General features: G+C 53.9%; 14 protein-coding genes and 7 tRNA genes. 3 read left to right on the top strand and 18 right to left on the bottom strand.

Annotated elements, in window-relative coordinates; translation table 11 throughout:
- Positions 1-4: 4 nt before the first annotated feature.
- Complete coding sequence (locus QSK07_RS17510; RefSeq protein WP_013357108.1) at positions 5-901, bottom strand: amino acid ABC transporter substrate-binding protein; 897 nt, start codon at positions 899-901, stop codon at positions 5-7.
- A 142-nt stretch (positions 902-1,043) separates the two neighbouring features.
- On the opposite strand from QSK07_RS17510, the gene QSK07_RS17515 reads away from it, so the two are divergent.
- Positions 1,044-1,271, top strand: a complete 228-nt coding sequence (locus tag QSK07_RS17515) for a hypothetical protein (protein WP_285720847.1) — start codon at positions 1,044-1,046, stop codon at positions 1,269-1,271.
- 66 nt (positions 1,272-1,337) lie between these two features.
- Here QSK07_RS17515 and lnt read toward each other — a convergent pair whose 3' ends face one another.
- The 5 genes from lnt to miaB all read right to left on the bottom strand — a co-directional run bounded on the left by lnt (position 1,338) and on the right by miaB (position 6,995).
- Entirely contained in the window at positions 1,338-2,861 is a 1,524-nt protein-coding gene (lnt, locus tag QSK07_RS17520) for an apolipoprotein N-acyltransferase (protein WP_285720846.1), read from the bottom strand.
- 4 nt (positions 2,862-2,865) lie between these two features.
- On the bottom strand, positions 2,866-3,747 hold the full coding sequence (gene corC, locus QSK07_RS17525; RefSeq protein ID WP_013357111.1) for a CNNM family magnesium/cobalt transport protein CorC: 882 nt from the start codon (positions 3,745-3,747) through the stop codon (positions 2,866-2,868).
- Positions 3,748-3,829: 82 nt separating this feature from the next.
- Entirely contained in the window at positions 3,830-4,303 is a 474-nt protein-coding gene (ybeY, locus tag QSK07_RS17530; RefSeq protein ID WP_275219895.1) for an rRNA maturation RNase YbeY, read from the bottom strand.
- Positions 4,300-5,361 (bottom strand): PhoH family protein, encoded by a 1,062-nt coding sequence (locus QSK07_RS17535; RefSeq protein ID WP_285720845.1) that lies wholly within the window; start codon positions 5,359-5,361, stop codon positions 4,300-4,302. The genes ybeY and QSK07_RS17535 overlap by 4 nt, the downstream gene beginning before the upstream one ends.
- A gap of 209 nt (positions 5,362-5,570) precedes the next feature.
- Positions 5,571-6,995: a tRNA (N6-isopentenyl adenosine(37)-C2)-methylthiotransferase MiaB gene (gene miaB, locus QSK07_RS17540; RefSeq protein WP_285720844.1), complete on the bottom strand. Its 1,425-nt coding sequence runs from the start codon at positions 6,993-6,995 to the stop codon at positions 5,571-5,573.
- Between the two features lie 172 nt (positions 6,996-7,167).
- On the opposite strand from miaB, the gene ubiF reads away from it, so the two are divergent.
- Positions 7,168-8,340: a 3-demethoxyubiquinol 3-hydroxylase gene (gene ubiF, locus QSK07_RS17545; RefSeq protein WP_098051220.1), complete on the top strand. Its 1,173-nt coding sequence runs from the start codon at positions 7,168-7,170 to the stop codon at positions 8,338-8,340.
- A gap of 103 nt (positions 8,341-8,443) precedes the next feature.
- On the opposite strand, the gene QSK07_RS17550 is transcribed toward ubiF, so the two are convergent.
- From QSK07_RS17550 to nagB, 12 genes are all read right to left on the bottom strand, one after another.
- Positions 8,444-8,518: transfer RNA gene (locus QSK07_RS17550), tRNA-Gln, on the bottom strand.
- A 27-nt stretch (positions 8,519-8,545) separates the two neighbouring features.
- Positions 8,546-8,620: transfer RNA gene (locus QSK07_RS17555), tRNA-Gln, on the bottom strand.
- A gap of 6 nt (positions 8,621-8,626) precedes the next feature.
- Positions 8,627-8,703: transfer RNA gene (locus tag QSK07_RS17560), tRNA-Met, on the bottom strand.
- Positions 8,704-8,725: 22 nt separating this feature from the next.
- Positions 8,726-8,800, bottom strand: a tRNA-Gln gene (locus tag QSK07_RS17565).
- A 35-nt stretch (positions 8,801-8,835) separates the two neighbouring features.
- Positions 8,836-8,910: transfer RNA gene (locus QSK07_RS17570), tRNA-Gln, on the bottom strand.
- A 22-nt stretch (positions 8,911-8,932) separates the two neighbouring features.
- Positions 8,933-9,017 (bottom strand) — tRNA-Leu (locus QSK07_RS17575).
- 9 nt (positions 9,018-9,026) lie between these two features.
- Positions 9,027-9,103 (bottom strand) — tRNA-Met (locus tag QSK07_RS17580).
- A gap of 218 nt (positions 9,104-9,321) precedes the next feature.
- Positions 9,322-10,989 carry an asparagine synthase B gene (gene asnB, locus QSK07_RS17585; RefSeq protein WP_013357116.1) on the bottom strand — a complete coding sequence of 556 codons (1,668 nt, stop codon included), beginning with the start codon at positions 10,987-10,989 and terminating at the stop codon, positions 9,322-9,324.
- Positions 10,990-11,297: 308 nt separating this feature from the next.
- Entirely contained in the window at positions 11,298-12,050 is a 753-nt protein-coding gene (locus QSK07_RS17590; protein ID WP_013357117.1) for an HAD-IIA family hydrolase, read from the bottom strand.
- A gap of 39 nt (positions 12,051-12,089) precedes the next feature.
- On the bottom strand, positions 12,090-13,310 hold the full coding sequence (gene nagC / locus QSK07_RS17595) for a DNA-binding transcriptional regulator NagC (protein ID WP_285720843.1): 1,221 nt from the start codon (positions 13,308-13,310) through the stop codon (positions 12,090-12,092).
- A 7-nt stretch (positions 13,311-13,317) separates the two neighbouring features.
- Positions 13,318-14,466 carry an N-acetylglucosamine-6-phosphate deacetylase gene (nagA, locus tag QSK07_RS17600; RefSeq protein ID WP_285720842.1) on the bottom strand — a complete coding sequence of 383 codons (1,149 nt, stop codon included), beginning with the start codon at positions 14,464-14,466 and terminating at the stop codon, positions 13,318-13,320.
- 62 nt (positions 14,467-14,528) lie between these two features.
- A complete protein-coding gene (gene nagB / locus QSK07_RS17605) occupies positions 14,529-15,329 on the bottom strand; it encodes a glucosamine-6-phosphate deaminase (protein WP_013357120.1) in 801 nt (266 codons plus the stop codon).
- A gap of 328 nt (positions 15,330-15,657) precedes the next feature.
- Here nagB and nagE point away from each other — a divergent pair, with 328 nt between their 5' ends.
- Positions 15,658-17,685 carry an N-acetylglucosamine-specific PTS transporter subunit IIBC gene (gene nagE / locus QSK07_RS17610; RefSeq protein ID WP_285720841.1) on the top strand — a complete coding sequence of 676 codons (2,028 nt, stop codon included), beginning with the start codon at positions 15,658-15,660 and terminating at the stop codon, positions 17,683-17,685.
- The last annotated feature ends 128 nt before the right edge of the window (positions 17,686-17,813 follow it).

A 17,813-nucleotide genomic window follows, 5' to 3' on the forward strand; every position in this document is an offset into this window, starting at 1 on the left:
TTTGTTAATTCAGTGCTTTGTCATTTGGTGTTTTGAACAGGGCTTTCATGTCATCGGAGAGTTCAAAGTTCATGTTCAGATTCTTTGGTGGAATCGGCTGTTTGAACCAGGTATCGAACCATTTTTCTGCCTGACCAGAGGTCTGGGCTTTAGCAATGGTTTCATCGACCAGCGCTTTAAACTGCGGATCATCTTTACGCAGCATGCAGCCATAGGCCTCTTTTGACTGCGGCGTACCTAAGATTTCCCAGTTATCCGGCTTTTTGGCTTTGGCGCGTTCGCCGGCCAGCAGAGCATCATCCATCATGAAAGCCACGGCACGACCGGTTTCCAGCGTACGGAAAGAGTCACCGTGATCTTTGGCGCTGATGATGCGCATATCCAGTTTCTGTTCGTCATTGAGTTTGTGCAGCAGCACTTCAGAGGTGGTTCCTGAAGTCACGACCACCGTTTTGCCTTTCAGATCAGCGAAATCTTTGATCGGGCCATCTTTTTTAACCAGCAGACGGGTGCCGATGACAAAAATGGTGTCAGAGAACGCGGCCTGTTTCTGGCGCTCAAGGTTGTTGGTAGTGGAGCCACACTCATAATCGTAGGTGCCGTTCTGCAGCAGCGGAATACGGTTTTGTGAGGTGATCGGGATCATTTTGACCTGCAGGTCCGGCTTGTTCAGCTTCGCTTTAATGGCTTCCACGATGGCGTTTGAGTATGCCTGTGAATAGCCGACGACTTTTTGCTGGTTGTCATAGTAAGAAAAGGGAACTGATGATTCGCGATGCCCGACCACAATGACGCCATTGTCATTGATCTTCTTCAGGGTGCCGCTGAGATCTTCCGCCTGGGCCGCTCCCGCCGCTGCGCTGATCAGCAGAAGAGATAATGCCACTTTGCGTAGTTGCATGTTCCAACTCCTTCGTATGAAAAAGGCCCAGGCTATTACCTGTGCTGATTATGATGTTGTGTCTGTTTTTTGCTGCGTTTTTGCTCACTCTGCGGGTTAAATGGGCGCAGAGGAGTCACTAACATAGCGGATTGTTAACGCAATGAAACAAAAAAGTTTCTTTTTTGCGAGGCAATCCGCACCAAAAAAAGGCAAATATCTTACTCTGCGCGTTAACGGTGCAGCAGAGGCGACTGTTTTGGTGCAACCGGCCAGGCGTCAGCGCCTGCAATCCGCCTGTCGGCGAAAAACAGTGAAACATGCTGCAATCATCGTGCCAGAAAGCGGTGCAGGGCGAGAAAGGCAGCAGAGTATGTGGTCAGGGGAGTGAGATATACCGCGGAGTCAACAAAGAAAAAAGGCGAAGCCTGCGCTTCGCCTTTTAGGATTGGATAAGTTACCGGCGTCGACGCAGCAGAGCTAGCAACGCTGCCAGCAGCGTCAGTGACCAGACTGGCCAGATACCCGCCCGTGCATACGGGGTTTCCCCCTGCGTTGGCGTGACCTTTCTGGTCAGCACATCGCGGGTAAACTGCGGCAGCATCGCCTCTACATCACCACTGGCATTGACCACCGCCGTCACGCCGTTGTTGGTGCTGCGCAGCAGCGGACGTCCCAGCTCCAGCGCCCGCATTCTCGCCATCTGGAAGTGCTGCCACGGGCCGATTGAGTGACCAAACCAGGCATCGTTCGAAACGGTCAGCAGAAAGTTAGTGTCGGGATGGAAGTTAGCCCGCACCTGTTCACCGAGCACAATCTCATAACAGATGGCGCTGGTCAGGTTATAGCCCGCCACGCTGAGTTGCGGCTGGAGATAGTTGCCACGGCTGAAAGCTGACATCGGCAGATCGAAGAACGGGGCTAACGGACGCAGCAGATCGGCCAGCGGCACAAATTCGCCAAACGGCACCAGATGATTCTTCTGGTAACGATTGCCGCTGAAGTAGTTGTACGGCGTTTTGCCGCCCAGCACGATCACTGTGTTGTAGTCGTGATAACGATTCTGCTCCAGTCGGGAGTCGACGATACCGGTGACCAGCGAACTGCCGCGTTCACGCAGCTCATCATCCAGCGAACGCAGAAACGGCTGCTGATTACTTTCCAGATCGGTAATTGCCGACTCTGGCCAGATGATAATCGGCGCTTTGCCCATCAGCGACTGGCTCAGACCGTTATAGATGCGCAGAGTCGTGAGCAATTGCTGAGGATCCCACTTCATCGACTGCGGGATATTTCCCTGTACCAGCGCCACGTCGACAGCACGCTCCGGCATTGGCTGAACCCACTGGATGTAGCGTAGCGGCCAGGACAGGGCCAGCAGCAGCAACGCCGCCACCAGACTTCTGACGTTGCGCTGCTGTAGGGCATAAGCCAGCAGGCCAGCAATGACCATCAGCAGGAAGGTCAGCGTCTCAACGCCCGCCAGCGGGGCCAGGCCTTTTAAAGGGCCGTCAATCTGGCTGTAACCAAACTGCAGCCACGGGAAGCCTGTCAGCACCCAGCCGCGCAGGAACTCAGTCATCTGCCAAAGTGCCGGTGCCGCCAGCGCCAGGCGCCACAACGTCGTGCGTGGCCAGAGGCGATTCAGTATACCTGCAAACAGCGCCGGATAGACCGCCAGATATGCCGCCAGCAGCGCCACGATAAAGACATTGACCGGACCAGGCATGCCGCCAAAAGTGGCAACACTGACATAGACCCAGTTAATACCGCTGCCGAACAGACCCACTCCCCACACAAAGCCGATCGCGGTGGCCTGCGAGCTTGAGCGGTTCAGAGTCAGCAGCTGTAAGCCGCACAGCGAGAGCAGGGCGGCAGGCCAGAAATCGTAAGGAGAGAAGGCGAGGGTGCCCAGTGCACCCGTTATTAAAGCCAGCAGCAGGCGAACCCGCTGGCGCGGGTAAAGTGAGGCTAAAGCCATAGACTTATTCGTCTTCCAGTTGTGGTTGTGGCGAATTTTCCGGAATAGTCACGTGAACCTGGATGATGCGGCGGCTATCGGCCATCGCCACCTTGAACTGGTAACCTTCAATCTCGATGCTTTCACCGCGCGCGGGTAGATGGCCAAAGCCCTGCATGACCAGACCACCAATGGTGTCGACTTCATCATCACTGAACTGCGTGCCAAACACCTCATTAAAATCTTCAATGGCGGTCAGTGCGCGCACCGTGAAGGTGTGACGATTGAGCTGGCGGATATCACGATCTTCTTCATCATCATACTCATCTTCGATCTCACCCACGATCAGCTCAAGAATGTCTTCGATTGTGACCAGGCCAGAGACGCCACCGAACTCATCAATAACAATCGCCATATGGTAACGCTGGGAGCGGAACTCTTTCAGCATCCGGTCGACACGCTTACTTTCAGGCACCACCACCGCAGGACGCAGCACTTTCTCAATACTGAACGGCTCTGACTCACTGCTCATAAACGGCAGCAGATCTTTCGCCATCAGAATCCCTTCCACATGATCTTTGTCTTCGCTGATCACCGGGAAGCGGGAATGCGCGGAGTCGATAATGACATCCAGACACTCTTCGAGGCTCTGATTACGTTTCAGGGTGATCATTTGCGAGCGCGGGATCATGATGTCACGCACGCGCTGCTCCGCAATATCCAGAACCCCTTCAAGCATGTCACGGGTATCCTGGTCAATCAGCTCTTTATTATTCGAGTCGCGGATCAGCTCCAGAAGCTCATCACGGTTTTTTGGTTCACCGTGAAAGAGTTGGTTGATCAACAGGGAGAAAAATCCCTTTTTACTACTGGGTGCATCGCTGTTTTGAGAATGGTCGTCGCTCATGGCGGTTTTTAAAGATCTCTCTGGTGAGGAACAGGTGCTGTCAGCTAACCGTGCTGACAGCCGGATTGCCTGAATTCAGGATTCAGGCGTCTTCTTTCTCCGAAATGTACGGATCAGGATACCCAAGAGCAAGCATTATCTCGGTCTCCAGTCCTTCCATCTCGTCAGCTTCATCGTCTTCAATATGGTCGTAACCCAACAGGTGGAGCGTACCGTGTACCACCATATGTGCCCAGTGGGCTTCAACGCTTTTTCCCTGATCTGCCGCTTCCTGCTCAACCACCTGACGGCAGATAATCAGATCGCCTAGCAACGGCAGCTCAATGCCCGGCGGCGCTTCAAACGGGAAGGAGAGGACGTTGGTTGGCTTATCTTTGCCACGATAAGTCAGATTAAGCTCATGACTTTCCGCTTCATCAACCAGACGGACTGTGACTTCGCTTTCAGGCTGGAAAGGGGTGACAGCCGCTGAAAGCCAGCGGTGAAACTGGCTTTCATCAGGCAGATCAGCGGTGTTATCACAGGCGACCTGCAGGTCGAGAATCACCTCGCTCATTTGCTCTCCTGCGTGGTGCTCTGTGCTGCCAGCGCTTCACGTTTACGCTCTTCAGACTGCTGGTCACGGCGGGTCTGATCGGCGGCTTCCCAGGCTTCATAAGCAGTGACAATGCGGGCAACGACCGGATGGCGCACCACATCTTCGCTGTGGAAGAAGTTGAAGCTGATCTCTTCCACATCTGCCAGCACTTCGATGGCATGACGCAGGCCCGACTTGACGTGACGCGGCAGGTCGATCTGGGTGACGTCACCGGTAATCACCGCTTTTGAGTTGAAGCCGATGCGCGTCAGGAACATCTTCATCTGCTCGATGGTGGTATTCTGGCTCTCATCAAGAATAATGAACGCATCGTTCAGGGTTCGACCGCGCATATAGGCCAGCGGGGCAACTTCAATAACGTTGCGCTCCATCAGCTTTTCCACACGCTCGAAGCCGAGCATTTCGAACAGCGCATCGTAGAGCGGACGCAGATAAGGATCGACTTTCTGACTCAGGTCGCCTGGCAGGAAGCCGAGCTTTTCACCCGCTTCAACGGCAGGGCGGGTCAGCATGATGCGGCGAATCTCCTGACGCTCCAGCGCATCCACTGCTGCAGCCACCGCCAGATAGGTTTTACCGGTACCAGCAGGGCCGACACCAAAGGTGATGTCATGGTCCAGCACGTTAGCGATGTACTGTGCCTGATTTGGCGTACGCGGTTTGATGACACCACGTTTAGTCTTAATATTGACTGCTTTACCGTATTCCGGCACGCTTTCGGCAGTTTGCTCCAGTACCCGACTCTCTTTAATTGCCAGGTGAATCTGGTCAGGCTCAATATCCGGAATTTCACCACGCATTGGCGCGGTATCGACATACAGGGTCTTCAGAATATCTGCGGCCGCATTAACGCAAAGTGGGCGTCCCACCAGCTTAAAGACGTTGTCGCGACGATTGATCTCAATGCCCAGACGACGCTCAAGCTGTTTCACATTATCGTCGAAAGGCCCACACAGGCTCATCAGACGACGGTTATCAGCCGGTTCAAGGGCGATTTCACGAGTTTCGATATTCAAACGAATCCTTTGGGTCACTCAGGGCCAGTTATGGGATGTGTCTGACGCACCGTTGAGCTTAACCGGATGCACCATAACGAAATTATTTATGCCGTAACGCCTGGGCGCAAGCTTAAGGAGAGATATTTGGGCGACACTTTCAGAAACCAAGTGTCGCGGCGTGAAACTGGCAGCAACGCAATGCGCGCTGCCACTCAATATAGCAGGTATCACGGCTGGAACAGACCCACGCCGATTTCGTTTTCTTTGCGCGCACGGGCAATCACGGATGCCGGGCTTTGCGCCATGCGCAGGCCCATCTCCTCTTCAGTACGCACCAGCCTGCCGCGCAGCGAGTTGGTGTAGACATCGACAATTTCGACATCCACAAAGCGGCCAATCATCTCAGGCGTGCCTTCAAAATTGACCACACGGTTATTTTCGGTGCGGCCAGAGACTTCCATGACGTTCTTGCGGGAGATGCCTTCCACCAGAATACGCTGCACGGTGCCGAGCATGCGGCGACTGATCGCCTGCGCCTGCTGGTTAATGCGGTCCTGAAGGATCCACAGACGCTGCTTTTTCTCCTCTTCGCTGACATCATCCGGCAGGTCAGCGGCTGGCGTGCCGGGACGGGCAGAGTAGATAAAGCTGAAGCTGACGTCGAAATTGATGTCGGCGATGAGCTTCATGGTCTGCTCAAAATCCTGCTGCGTCTCTCCAGGGAAGCCGATGATGAAGTCGGAGCTGATCTCGATATCCGGGCGCGCCGCGCGCAGCTTGCGGATAATCGCCTTATACTCCAGCGCGGTATGCGCGCGCTTCATCAGTGTCAGAATACGGTCTGCGCCACTCTGAACCGGCAGATGCAGGAAACTCACTAACTCCGGGGTATCGCGATAGACATCAATGATGTCATCGGTGAACTCAATCGGGTGGCTGGTGGTGAATCGAATGCGGTCAATACCGTCGATAGCGGCGACCAGGCGCAGCAGCTCAGCGAAGGTACAGATCTCACCATCAAAGGTGGCACCACGATAAGCGTTGACGTTCTGACCCAACAGGTTAACTTCACGCACGCCCTGCGCCGCCAGCTGGGCGATCTCCAGCAGAATGTCATCGCTGGGACGGCTCACTTCCTCACCACGGGTGTAAGGCACCACGCAGAAAGTACAATATTTGTTGCAGCCTTCCATAATAGAGACAAAGGCTGTCGGGCCTTCTGCACGCGGTTCCGGCAGGCGGTCAAATTTCTCAATTTCCGGGAAGCTGATGTCGACTACCGGACTTTTGGTGCCGCGCACGGTGTTGATCATCTCAGGCAGGCGGTGCAGTGTCTGCGGGCCAAACACAATATCCACGCAGGGCGCGCGCTGACGAATATGATCGCCTTCCTGCGACGCTACACAGCCACCCACGCCGATAATCACATCCGGGTTACGCTCTTTGAGTTTTCTCCAGCGTCCCAGCAGGTGAAACACTTTCTCCTGCGCTTTCTCACGAATAGAGCAGGTGTTAAGCAACAGAATATCTGCCTCTTCAGGGACCTCGGTCAGCGTATAGCCATGCGTACTGTTCAGCAGATCAGACATCTTGGATGAATCATACTCATTCATCTGACATCCCCAGGTTTTGATATGCAGTTTTTTTGTCATCGCGCTAGCCATTGATTCAGTGCAGTGAAGTGAGGGGCGCATATTGTAATGCTTTGATGCTGTGGTGACCAGCCTGAGGGCTTTTCTGCCAGCCCTCGGGTTTTCCGGTACACTTTGCTCAATTCAGACCCGCGATGCTCAGGCTGGCGGGAATAAGAGAGGGAGTTAAGCAATGCAGGATAATCAGTTTGATGTCGTGATTGTCGGCGGTGGCATGGTCGGTGCTGCGCTGGCCTGTGGACTGACACAGCAAAATTTTCGCGTGGCGGTGATTGAGCGTGCTGAACCCGCGCCGTTTGATGCCGATAGCGATCCCGATCTGCGAATCTCAGCGATCGGATCCTCCTCGGTGGCGCTACTGAAGCAGCTCAACATCTGGCCGCGGGTCGAAGCGATGCGCAGTGCGCCCTATCGCAGACTGGAAACCTGGGAGTGGCAGACGGCGCAGGTGAGTTTTGATGCTGCCTTGCTGGGCTTGCCTGAACTGGGTTTTATGGTCGAGAACAGCGTGCTTCAGCGGGCGTTATGGGAGGAGATGCAGTCGCTGGACGTGACCTGCTATTGCCCGGCCACGCTGGAAAACCTTCAGCCAGAAAATGGCGGCTGGCGCGTCGACCTTAACGACGGCGTGGCCTTGCATACCCGGCTGGTGATTGGTGCAGATGGCGCAAACTCGCAGGTGCGGCAGATGGCCGGGATCGGCATTCATGGCTGGAGCTATGCGCAGTCCTGCCTGCTGATCAGCGTGACCTGCGACCATCCGGCAGGGGATGCGACCTGGCAGCACTTTACGCCTCAGGGACCACGTGCCTTTTTGCCGCTGTATGGTAACCGGGCCTCACTGGTCTGGTATGACGCGCCCGCAAGAGTGCGTCAGCTTCAGGCGATGCCGATAGCCCAGCTGGAGAAAGAGATCGCCAGCCACTTCCCGGCGCGGCTGGGACGGTTCAAAGCCCACGCGGCGGGCGGCTTCCCGCTGGTGCGCCGTCATGCTTCACGTTATGTCCTACCGGGGCTGGCGCTGGTCGGTGATGCAGCGCATACCATTAATCCGTTGGCCGGGCAGGGCGTGAATCTGGGGTATCGCGATATTGATGCGTTAATTGATGTGCTGGTGAGCGCACGCGGTGCGGCGGAGGACTGGGCGTCAGAGCGCGTATTACAGCGTTATCACCGTCAGCGTCGCAAAGACAATATGCTGATGCAGGGCGGGATGGATCTCTTTTACTTTGCCTTTAGCAACCAGCTGGCACCGCTGAGGTTTGCGCGAAATCTCGGACTGATTGCCGCTGAACATTCTGGCGTACTTAAGCGGCAGGTATTGCGTTACGCGCTGGGGCTATAGCCGCTTACGCGTTCAGGCTCGCTGCAGGGCGGGCCAGTAATCAGGATGGTGGAGAAGGGACAAAAACAACAAAGCCCGCAAAAGCGGGCCTGGTTGTGCAATTTGGCTGGGGTGCAGGGATTCGAACCCCGGAATGCTGGTATCAGAAACCAGTGCCTTACCGCTTGGCGACACCCCAATAATGGGTTTTCAAATTGTCTTTGTATGGCTGGGGTGCAGGGATTCGAACCCCGGAATGCTGGTATCAGAAACCAGTGCCTTACCGCTTGGCGACACCCCAATTATATGGTGGCTACGACGGGAATCGAACCTGTGACCCCAGCATTATGAGTGCTGTGCTCTAACCAGCTGAGCTACGTAGCCAAATTGTACTGCACTTCAATGATGGCTGGGATACCTGGATTCGAACCAGGGAATGCCGGTATCAAAAACCGGTGCCTTACCGCTTGGCGATATCCCATTCGTCCGTTCTCAGCATACAAGAATCATCGAAATTGGCTGGGATACCTGGATTCGAACCAGGGAATGCCGGTATCAAAAACCGGTGCCTTACCGCTTGGCGATATCCCATCCACGCTGCCGAATAATGAAATGGTGCGGGAGGCGAGACTTGAACTCGCACACCTTGCGGCGCCAGAACCTAAATCTGGTGCGTCTACCAATTTCGCCACTCCCGCAAAAAAAGATGGTGGCTACGACGGGAATCGAACCTGTGACCCCAGCATTATGAGTGCTGTGCTCTAACCAGCTGAGCTACGTAGCCATCTTTTTTTCGCGTTACCTTCATCGGCGTTGCGGGGCGCATTATGCGGAGTTGACCAGACAGCGTCAACAAGTTTTTTACCGTTTTTTGCCAGATAATCGCTGTTTGACTGGCATATAACCAGCCTGACGGTTTATTCGGCAATTTTTCAGTGAATACAACGCTAATCGTTAAAAAAACGGGCCATAACAGGCCCATTCTGGTGGCTTTCTGCCAGGTTATTTATAGGCTGACTGATGCACACCCACGGCACGTCCGGAAGGATCGTCCATGTTTTTAAACGCTTCATCCCACTCAATCGCTTTAGCAGACGAACAGGCGACCGATGGACCACCAGGCACACACTCTGCCGCACTTGCTAACGGGAACAGCTCTTCGAAGATCTCACGATAGAGATAAGCTTCTTTCGAACCCGGCGTGTTGAACGGGAATCGGAAATGGGCGGTTGCCAGCTGCTGGTCGCTGATTTGCTTCGCGGCCACTTCCTTCAGTGAGTCGATCCAGCTGTAACCTACACCATCAGAGAACTGCTCTTTCTGACGCCACGCTACGCTCTCTGGCAGGTAAGAGGAGAAGCATTCACGCAGAATGTGCTTCTCCATTTTACCGTTGCTGCCACACATTTTGTCGGCAGGGTTGATACGCATTGCCACATCCAGGAATTTTTTATCCAGGAAGGGTACGCGGGCTTCAACGCCCCAGGCGGACATCGCTTTGTTGGCACGGGCGCAGTCAAACATATGCAGCGCCTGCAGTTTACGCACGTTTTCTTCGTGGAACTCTTTGGCGTTTGGCGCTTTATGGAAGTAGAGATAGCCGCCAAACACTTCATCTGCACCTTCACCTGACAGCACCATCTTAATGCCCATCGCTTTGATCTTACGCGACATTAAGTACATCGGCGTTGACGCGCGAATGGTGGTAACGTCATAGGTTTCAATGTGATAAATCACATCGCGAATCGCATCCAGACCTTCCTGCACGGTGAAATGAATTTCGTGATGCACGGTGCCCAGATGTTCTGCGACAGATTTTGCTGCTTTTAAATCAGGTGAACCTTCCAGCCCGACCGCGAAGGAGTGCAGCTGCGGCCACCACGCATCACTTTTATCCTGATCTTCAACCCGTTTCGCCGCAAAACGCTTGGTCACGGCTGAAATAATGGAGGAGTCCAGACCGCCTGACAGCAGCACGCCATAAGGGACATCTGACATCAGGTGACTTTTCACGGACTCTTCCAGCGCATGTTTCAGGCCAGCCGCGTCTGTGGTGTTGTGTTCAACGTTTTTGTATTCCATCCAGTCACGCTGCCAGTAACGACGGATTTCGCCATCGGTGCTGGAGAGGTAGCTTCCCGGCGGGAACTCTTTGATCGACCGGCAGGCCGGTACCAGCGCTTTCATTTCTGACGCAACAAACAGGTTGCCGTGCTCATCGTTACCCATGTAAAGCGGGATGATGCCGATATGGTCGCGGCCAATCAGATACGATTTCTTGACGCTGTCATAGAGGATAAAGGCGAACATGCCTTCCAGCTCATCAAGGAAATCGACACCTTTCTCCTGATAAAGCGCCAGAATCACTTCACAGTCAGAACCGGTCTGAAATTCGTAGCGATCGCTGAGTTCAGCGCGCAGTGCCTGATGGTTGTAAATTTCGCCGTTAACGGCCAGTACGTGGGTGTGGTCGGCGTTGTACAGTGGCTGTGCACCGTTGTTAACGTCAACAATTGAGAGGCGTTCATGCGCCAGAATAGCCTTGTCATCTGCATAGACGCCTGACCAGTCCGGGCCGCGATGACGCATTAAACGTGAACATTCCAGCGCTTTTTTGCGCAGCTCAACAGGATCGGTTTTCAGATCCAGCACACCAAAAATTGAACACATAACTGACTCCTGATCTCACCTTACGGCGATGTTATCTTTTGCGTTTGTCCGGCAGCCTGACGCTGCGTGATAGATAAGAAAATGCGCTATTTGGTGCATTCAATGCAAGAGGAATCGTATTTTACTGATAAAAATATTGCTTACATGGCAATAAAAATGAAGAAACGATAATTTAAATGTTGTTTTGTTGTTGGATCGGCAATGGAATAGCGTTTGTGAGTAAAAAACAGGCAGCGAAAGTAGGCGGAAGCATGCAAAAAAGCGGGGACGCACCACAAATTAAGCGGATGCGTCATAAGAGAAATGAATCAGAACAGGTCAATATCGGCAACAGAAGGGTAGATCCAGTCCGGACGGAACGGCATGGCATCGATATCGCTCAGCGTCGAGACGCCTGACAGCACCAGTACTGTCTCCAGACCTGCCTGGAAACCGGCGAGAATATCGGTTCGCAGGTTATCACCCACAATGACCGTCTCTTCCGAGTGGGCCTGCATTTTATTCAGCGCGGCGCGCATGATGTAAGGGCTGGGTTTGCCCACAACAAACGGGCTACGGCCTGAGATCTTCTCAATCCCGGCGCAGAGCGCGCCACAGGCGGGTATAAAGCCGCGCGCGTGTGTATCGGGGTTGGTGGCGATAAAGCGCGCGCCGTTAGCGACGAAGAAGGCCGCTTTGTGCATCATGTCCCAGTTGAACGAACGCGTCTCCCCGACAATGACAAAATCGGGATTCACATCGGTAATGGTAAAGCCCGCTTTATAGAGCTCATGAATCAGCGCGCCTTCACCAATGACATAGGCCTTTTTACCCTCCTGACGACGCAGGAAGTCGGCGGTAGCCATGGCAGAGGTATAGAAAACGGATTCAGGAACTTCGACACCAGCCGAAGCAAAGCGGTTCGCCAGATCCTGCTCGGTCTGCGAGGGATAGTTCGTCAGCACCACCAGCGGCATCTCTTTGGCCAGAATGCGCTGTAAAAATTCCTGTGCGCCAGGAACGGCCGTGTTGTCGTGCATCAGCACGCCATCGATATCACAAATTACGCTTTTAATAGTCATAGTCAGATCCGATGTGGCCCGCCACAACAGCGGGTTAGCTTAGTCTTCCAGAAGATGTTGCAGCAGAATGCCGTTAAGCATGGCACGTTTAGCCAGCGCAAACGCGCCAATCGCAGAACGGTGATCCAGGGTAGAACGCACCACCGGCAGATTTTTACGAAAGGCTTCTAATGCCTGGGTGTTGATGCAGCCTTCAATCGCGGGCAGCAGCACTTTTTCTGCTTCCGTAATCTCGCCCGCTAGCACCACTTTTTGTGGATTAAAAAGGTTAATCGCGATGGCAATCGCCTTGCCGAGATACCGGCCTACCTGTTCGACCACTTCGCAGGCCAGCGCATCACCCTGATTAGCTGCTTTGCAGATATGGGACATCTGGCACGCCTCCAGCGTCAGTACACTCGGGTAGCCCTGATTCAGCAGATGCCGCACACGATTCTCAATGGCACCGTTAGCGGCAATGGTTTCAAGGCAGCCAAAGTTACCGCAGTGACAGCGCTCGCCAAGCGGGTCAACCTGGATATGGCCGATTTCGCCGACGTTGCCGTTGCTGCCGAGGAAAATATGGCCGTTAGCAATAATGCCGGCACCCGTGCCGCGGTGTAAGCGCACCAGGATTGAGTCAGCACAGTCGCGGCTTGCACCGAAATAGTGCTCGGCCAGCGCCAGACTGCGAATATCGTGCCCCACAAAACTGGTGACGTTGAATCGGTTTTTCAGACTGGCAACCAGCGGCCAGTGGCTGACAGAGATGTGCGGCATATAACGGATCACGCCGTTAATCGGGTCAACCAGGCCCGGCAGGATGACGGAAATCGCAATCAGCTCGCGTATTTTACGCTGATGCTGCTCAACGAAGCCGCTGATGGCGTTAAACAGCGCCTGTTCCAGCGTCTCCTGCGTGCGTTCCGGCAGTGCATAATCCTCCTGCGCCAGCGACTTACCGCTGAGCTCGAACAGGGTCAGAGTAGCATCGTTGCGGCCGAGGCGAACCCCGATGGTATGGAAGTGGCGGGTTTCAGTGATAATCGAGATAGCGCGGCGACCACCGGTAGACGCCTGCTGGTCTACCTCTTTGATCAGGCCGCGCTCAATCAACTGGCGGGTAATTTTGGTGACGCTGGCGGGGGCGAGCTGGCTGAGTTCGGCAATCTGAATGCGCGATATTGGCCCCTGTTGATCAATCAGCCGGTAAACCGCTGCGCTATTAAGTTGCTTAACAAGATCGACATTTCCTATTTGTGACTGGCCGCCAGTGGTCATTCAGTGCTTACTCGCTCAGGACGTCGTCTCCATTGACTAACGTCTTAATGATTTTAAAGTCGCGCGTAAACACAGTCAGGTTCGCGATTTTTCCTGCTTCGATCGAGCCCAACTGTCTTTCCACGCCCATCGCCCGTGCCGGGTAGAGTGATGCCATGCGTAACGCTTCGTCCAGTGCGATACCGACATGCTCGACGCTGTTTTGTACTGCTTCAATCATTGTCAGGGCCGAACCACTGAGTGTGCCGTTTTCGTCAATACAGAGGCCGTCACGATAATAGATTGTTTTGCCAGCAAAAATAAACTCGCTGATGTCAGCGCCAGCCGGTGCGGTGGCATCGGTTACCAGCACCAGTCTGTCGCCTTTAATGCGTTTTGCATTGCGCACGTTAGCGTAATGTACATGTAAACCATCCGCAATAATGCCGCAGTATACATCAGGCGAATCAAACAGCGCACCGATAAGCCCGGGTTCACGTCCGGCAAAAGTCGGCATAGCATTGTAGAGGTGGGTCGCGAAACTCACACCCGCAGAAAAGCCCGCTTTCGCCTCTTCATAGGTTGCATTCGAGTGACCCGCTGAGACAATGATTCCAGCGTCGGTCAACTGACGAATCACGTCGCTGCCGGCGTTTTCTGGTGCCAGTGTGACTTTCGTGATGACGTCGGCGTTGTCACAGAGATACTGCACCATCGCGGCATCCGGCAGGCGAATCAGCGCCGGATCGTGGGTGCCTTTTTTCGCCTTACTCAACCACGGGCCTTCCAGATGCAGACCCAGCGCCTGATGCTGATGTTTCTGCAGGTAAGCGCGCATGGTTTCAATCGCCCGCTTCATCAGCGCGTCGCTGCTGGTGATCAGCGTCGGTAAAAAACTGGTGCAGCCAGACTTTTCATTGGCGCGCTGCATCGTTTCCAGCGTCTCAATGCTGAGCGCATCAAGGCTGTCATTGAACTGCACGCCACCGCAGCCATTGAGCTGCAGATCGATAAAGCCTGGCGCGATAATCGCACCCGCCATATCCCGCTGCTCAATATCGGCCGACAACGATTCACGTGGGCAGACGCGCGCAATGTGTCCATCACCCACCACGACGGCGTGATTATCCAGAATCTCATGGCCGCTGTAGATTCGACCGTTTACTAATGCGTACATCTCTCATCTCCCGTCCTGGCCTGCTGTCACTCAGCGTAACAGCAGGGCAAGACAATAATCTGTTACACGCCTTTCATATTTTCCGCTTCCATTTCGCGGAAATATTTCACGGTTTTCACTTTCAGTTCCATGGTGGCTGGCTCATCACAGACCACAACCGATTTCGCATGCAGCTGCAGGCAGCTGATGGTCCACATATGATTCACGTTGCCCTCAACCGCCGCCTGGAGCGCCTGCGCTTTGACATGACCGGTAACCAGAATCATCACTTCTTCTGCATCCAGCAGCGTGCCGACACCGACCGTCAGCGCATACTTAGGCACCTGATCCACGTCACCGTTAAAGAAGCGCGAGTTCGCCACGCGGGTGTCATGGGTCAGGGTTTTAATACGGGTACGCGAAGCCAGTGACGAAGCCGGTTCGTTAAAGGCGATATGACCGTCGTTGCCGACACCGCCCATAAACAGGTGAATTTTACCCAGTGCGCGAATTTTCTCTTCGTACTGACGACATTCTGCGTCAATATCGGGCGCATTACCATTCAGCAAATTGATATTTTCCGGTTGAATATCAACGTGATCGAAGAAGTTGCGATACATGAAGCTGTGATAGCTTTCAGGATGCTCTTTTGGCAGACCGACATATTCATCCATATTGAAGGTCACGACATGTTTAAAACTGACCTGGCCCGCTTTGTGCATATCAATCAGGTGTTTGTACGCCTCCAGTGGCGTGCCGCCGGTTGGCAGACCCAGAACAAAAGGTCTGTCCGCCGTCGGGTTAAACGCATTGATGCGGTTAACAATATGTCGGGCGGCCCATTTACCCACCTGGGTTGGCGTCGCTAAAGGAATCAGTCTCATGTTTCACCTCATTAGAAAATAGAAAGGGGATCGCTAAACCGTTGCGTTACTCATCAGCCTGAGCAGATTGTCTATTCTCGCTACGGGCGGGGCGTAATTCAATATTTCGAATCATAAAATAAGTTTGTGGTGATAGCCAGATGTTGCCGCGTGACATGATGTTTTTTAGTGATAAAAATCACATTTACCAGGGTTTTAATTTGCGAGGCGAATTAATTTATCATTACACTTCGCAGCGTGATATGAAGTGTATTAACGATCTTTGCAGCTGACATAACAACATTAAGCGGCGCAAAGCGACAAGTCAGGCTCATAGGGGGAAGGGGATATGTTAGGTTATTTACAGAAGGTGGGGCGCGCACTGATGGTGCCGGTAGCAACCCTGCCAGCAGCAGCAATATTAATGGGGGTAGGTTACTGGATCGATCCGGACAGCTGGGGGGCAGGTAATGCGCTGGCTGCGTTGCTGATCAAATCCGGTGCCGCCATCATCGAAAACATGTCAGTGCTGTTTGCGATTGGTGTTGCGTATGGCATGTCAAAAGATAAAGATGGTGCCGCTGCCCTGACTGGCTTTGTCGGCTTTCTGGTTGTTACCACGCTCTGCTCACCGGCCGCGGTGGCAATGATACAGAAGATGCCGGTTGACCAGGTGCCTGTGGCGTTTGGCAAAATCAACAACCAGTTTGTTGGTATTCTGGTCGGTATTCTGTCGGCGGAGGTCTATAACCGCTTCAGCCACGTCGAGCTGCCTAAGGCGCTTTCCTTCTTCAGCGGACGCCGGCTGGTGCCAATTCTCGTCTCGTTCCTGATGATCTTCGTCGCTTTCATTCTGATGTATATCTGGCCGGTTATTTTTAATGGTCTGGTGGGCTTTGGTGAGCATATCCAGAAGCTCGGTTCAGCCGGTGCCGGTATCTACGCCTTCTTCAACCGTCTGCTGATTCCTGTCGGCCTGCATCACGCGCTGAACTCGGTGTTCTGGTTTGATGTTGCCGGCATTAATGACATTCCTAAATTCCTGGGCGGTGCGCAGTCACTGGCTGATGGCTCGGCAACCGTGGGCATCACTGGCCGTTATCAGGCGGGCTTCTTCCCGATTATGATGTTTGGTCTGCCGGGTGCTGCGCTGGCTATCTACCATTGTGCGCGTCCAGAGAACCGTGTCAAAGTCGGTAGTATCATGCTGGCTGCAGCGTTTGCTGCTTTCTTTACCGGTATCACCGAACCGCTGGAATTCTCCTTCATGTTCGTGGCGCCAGTGCTCTATCTGATCCACGCCGTCCTGACCGGCATCTCGGTCTTCATCGCTGCCAGCATGCACTGGATTGCCGGATTTGGTTTTAGCGCCGGGTTGGTGGATATGGTGCTGTCGACCCGTAACCCGCTGGCAACACACTGGTACATGCTGATCCCGCAGGGCCTGGTCTTCTTTGTTATCTACTACGTGGTGTTCCGCTTCACCATTAAAAAGTTCAACCTGATGACGCCGGGCCGTGAGCTGGCGGTTGCAGGTGATGAAAGCGACGGTTATGACGTCAACGTTGATAAAACTGACAACGGTGAAACGGCCACTGAATCGCTGGCGCGTCGTTATATTGGTGCCGTGGGTGGCTCAGCTAACTTAACGAGCATTGATGCCTGTATTACCCGCCTGCGTCTTAACGTGAATGATTCGGCTCAGGTCAATGAGGGCGTTGCGAAGCGTCTGGGTGCATCCGGGGTGATCCGTCTTAATAAGCAGAGTGTGCAGATCATCGTAGGTACACAGGCCGAAAGTATTGCCTCGGCGATGAAAAAAGTGCTGACCAAGGGTCCGGTCGCAGCTGCTGCTACCAGCAATGCGCCAGTGGAGCCTGACGTCAAGCCGCAGGCCGTGCTGAACAGTGAGAAGCGTGTCATCGCGACATTGCTGGCCCCGGTAACGGGAGAGGTCGTTGCACTGGATGCGGTTCCGGATGAAGCCTTTGCCAGCAAAGCGGTAGGCGATGGTCTGGCGATCAAACCGAGTGACAAATGGGTCGTGGCACCGATTGCCGGTACGCTGGTGAAAATCTTCAACACCAATCACGCCTTCTGTCTGGAAACGGACAATGGTGTAGAGATTGTGGTGCACATGGGACTGGATACCGTGGCGCTGGAAGGTAAAGGCTTTACCCGTCTGGCTGAAGAGGGCGCCACGGTGGTCGCCGGTCAGCCTGTGCTGGAAATGGACCTTGAATTCCTCAACGCCAATGCCCGCTCGATGGTGAGTCCGGTGGTTGTCAGCAACAGCGATGATTTCGCCGGTCTGACATTGCTGGCCCGCGGTCAGGTGGTGGCAGGTGAAACTCCGCTGTATGAAGTGAAAGGCTAATCCCCGCAACAGAACCCCACAGGCAGGAAGCGATTCCTGCCTTTTTTGTTTTAAAGGCTTAACAAACGGTTGTTTCCCTCAGACGCTTTGTGGATCATACTCCGTTACTTCGTGGTACAAATCACCCG

The organism is Pantoea sp. QMID4, assembly GCF_030270445.1.
In the GTDB taxonomy this organism is placed as follows: Bacteria; Pseudomonadota; Gammaproteobacteria; order Enterobacterales; family Enterobacteriaceae; genus Pantoea; species Pantoea vagans.